General features: G+C 74.0%; 3 protein-coding genes. All 3 read left to right on the top strand.

Annotated features, from left to right (window positions below; translation table 11 throughout):
• The first annotated feature begins 95 nt into the window (after positions 1–95).
• Positions 96–830 carry a MerR family transcriptional regulator gene (locus FNH05_RS35655; protein ID WP_246128140.1) on the top strand — a complete coding sequence of 245 codons (735 nt, stop codon included), beginning with the start codon at positions 96–98 and terminating at the stop codon, positions 828–830.
• A gap of 68 nt (positions 831–898) precedes the next feature.
• Positions 899–1,627, top strand: coding sequence for a response regulator transcription factor (locus FNH05_RS35660; protein ID WP_144593250.1), 729 nt, complete (start codon positions 899–901; stop codon positions 1,625–1,627).
• Positions 1,624–2,820 (top strand): sensor histidine kinase (locus FNH05_RS35665; RefSeq protein ID WP_144593251.1); only part of this gene is annotated, 1,197 nt, incomplete at its 3' end. The genes FNH05_RS35660 and FNH05_RS35665, both read left to right, overlap by 4 nt.

Consider the following 2,820-nt stretch of genomic DNA (forward strand, 5'->3'; position numbering starts at 1 on the left):
CTTCACGGCCAACGCTCACGCGACATTGCCGGAACCCTGGCCGTCCGGGACCGGGACCGGGACCGGGAGCGGCGGGGGCACGGCAGGATGGCGGGGTGCAGGTACCTTCCGAGGACCGGGCGCTGCGCCCGATCGACCTGGCCCGGCTGACCGGTTTGTCGACACAGCAGATCCGCAACTACGCCGACGCCGGTGTCCTGCCCCCGGCGCCGCGCGCCCCGTCCGGCTACCGCCGTTTCGACGCGACACATCGCGAGGCGCTGCTCGCCTTCCGGGCGCTGGCGAAGGGTTTCGGCATCGACACCGCGCGCGCGGTGATGCGGGCCGTGCACGAGGGGGACCTCCCCCGAGCCCTCGCCCTCGCCGACGCCGCACACGCCGCGCTGCACGACGAGAGGACCTCGCTGAGGGCGGCCGGGGAGGCACTCGAAGCGATCGCGGCGGGAGAGCCGGACACCTCGGCCCTGCCCCACGCGACCGTCCGGATCGGCGAGGTGGCCTCGCTGCTCGGTGTCCGCACCTCGGCGCTGCGCGTCTGGGAATCGGTCGGGCTGCTGCGGCCGGAACGGGACCCCGGCACCGGATACCGCCGCTACCGGCCCGCGGACGTGCGGGACGCGCGCATGATCAGGATGCTGCGGCAGGGGCAGTACCGGTTGCCGCAGATCCGGTTCATCCTCGACGGGCTGCGCCGGGAGGGCAGCGGTGAGGCGCTGCGGGAGGCCATCGCGCGCCGTCAGGCCGACCTCGACCGCCGGTCCCTGGCCATGCTCGCAGGCGCCGCCCGCCTCCACCACTACCTCGATCACCGAGGCCCGCCGCGCGGGTGACCTTCTGCTCTTGCCGGTACCGCCGCGCACCCCGCACGGTGGGCGGAACACCCGGGCGAGGAGGTTCGATGCCGGTATCGCCGGATCGCGAGGCGAAGGCGGCGGGGGCGGAGGGCGACGCCCCGGCTCCGCGTCCCGAACTGCTGCTCGTCGAGGACGACGACGCGATCGCGGAACCGCTGGCCGAGGGCCTGTCGTACGCGGGATTCGGGGTGCGCCGCGTGTCCTCCGGAAACGAGGCGCTGCGGGCCCCTCCGGCGGACCTGGTCCTGCTGGACCTCGGCCTGCCCGATGTGGACGGCAACGAGGTCTGCCGCCGGTTGCGGGCCAAGAGCCCGGCGCCGGTCATCGTGGTCACCGCGCGGGGCGAGGAACTGGACCGGGTGCTGCTGCTGGAACTGGGCGCGGACGACTACGTGGTCAAGCCGTTCGGGTTCCGGGAACTGGTGGCCCGCATCCACGCGGTGCTGCGGCGCTCGGGCCGGGAGGCCGCGGCGCCGCGCGAAGAGCTTTCCGTCGGCGCGCTGCGCATCGACCCGCGGGCCCGGCGGGTCTGGCTCGGGGAGCGGGAACTCGAACTCACCGGCAAGGAGTTCGACCTGCTCAGTTACCTCGCGGCCGAGCCGGGAACCGTACGGCGGCGCGAGGACATCATCGCCGAGGTGTGGGACGAGAACTGGTGGGGTCCGACGAAGACCCTGGACGTGCACATCGCAGGCCTGCGCAGGAAACTCGGTGATCCCGGCTGGATCAGCACGCTGCGCGGGGTGGGATACCGCCTGAACGAGCCGGCATGACCCGGTGGCTCCTGCTGTCGTACCTGACGATCACCGTGCTGGTGCTGACGGTGCTGATACTGCCGCTGGGGCTCGGCTTCGCCAACCACGAAGGCGACGTGCTGCTCGCGGACATCCAGCGCGACGCCTACGACGTGGCGTCGATGGTGGAGGACAACCTGGAAACCGGGACCAAACCGGCCATCGACCCGCTGCTCGCGCACTACGCGGCCTCGGGCGGGCGGATCGTGGTCGTGGACGGGCACGCGAGGGCGGTCGCCGACTCCGACAGCCCCGCGGGCTCGCCGCGGGACTTCTCGGCCCAGCCGGAGATCCAGGCCGCGCTGCGCGGCGAGCGGGTCCAGGGGGTGCACTGGTCGGACACGCTGCGCCGGAACCTGATGTACGTCGCGCTCCCGGTCAGCTCGGGGGGAGTGGTACACGGCGTGGTGCGGATCAGCTACCCCACCACGGAACTGGACCGGCGGGTGCGGACGTACTGGCTGGAGCTCGCCCTGCTCTCCGCCGGACTGCTGGCCGGGGTGGCGGCGGTGGGATTCCTGCTGGCGCGCTGGGTGACCCGGCCGGTGCGGTCCCTGCAGGAGGCCGCACGGCAGCTCGGCCAGGGACGGCTCGGGACGCGCGTGGCGACCGGCCCGGCGCCGCCGGAGCTGCGGTCCCTCGGCGAAACGATGAACCTCATGGCGGGCCGGTTGCAGCGGCTGATGGACTCGCAGCGGCTGTTCCTGGCCGATGCCGCGCACCAGCTGCGGAGCCCGCTGACCGCGCTGCGCCTGCGGCTGGAGACGCTGGAACCGGCACTGCCGCCCGGGCAGCGGCCGAAGCTGGACGCGGCGGTGGCGGAGACCGCCCGGCTGGGGCGGCTGGTCGAATCGCTGCTGGTGCTGGCCCGCGCCGAGGTCGCCACGAGCGAGCCGGAGCCGGTCGACGCGGCCGGGGTCGCCCGTGACCGGGTCGAGGCGTGGGGGGACGCCGCCGCCGAAGAGCGGGTCGAGCTGGAACTCGACGCGGCGCCCTGCCCGGCGGCGCTGGCGGTGCCCGGCAGTCTCGAACAGATCCTGGACAACCTGGTGTCGAACGCGATCACCGCCTCGCCCCCGGGCGGGGTGGTGCGGCTGCGGGTCGGGCCGGACGGGCCGCGGGCGGTTCTGGTGCGCGTGATCGACCAGGGGCCGGGGCTGTCCGAGCAGGAA

The sequence above is a fragment of the Amycolatopsis rhizosphaerae genome, from assembly GCF_007713715.1.
Classification (GTDB): Bacteria; Actinomycetota; Actinomycetes; order Mycobacteriales; family Pseudonocardiaceae; genus Amycolatopsis_E; species Amycolatopsis_E rhizosphaerae.

Bases quoted from the DNA above. Each gene is read 5' to 3' on its own strand.
- FNH05_RS35660 (WP_144593250.1), top strand. From the start codon at position 899: ATGCCGGTATCGCCGGATCGCGAGGCGAAGGCGGCGGGGGCGGAGGGC.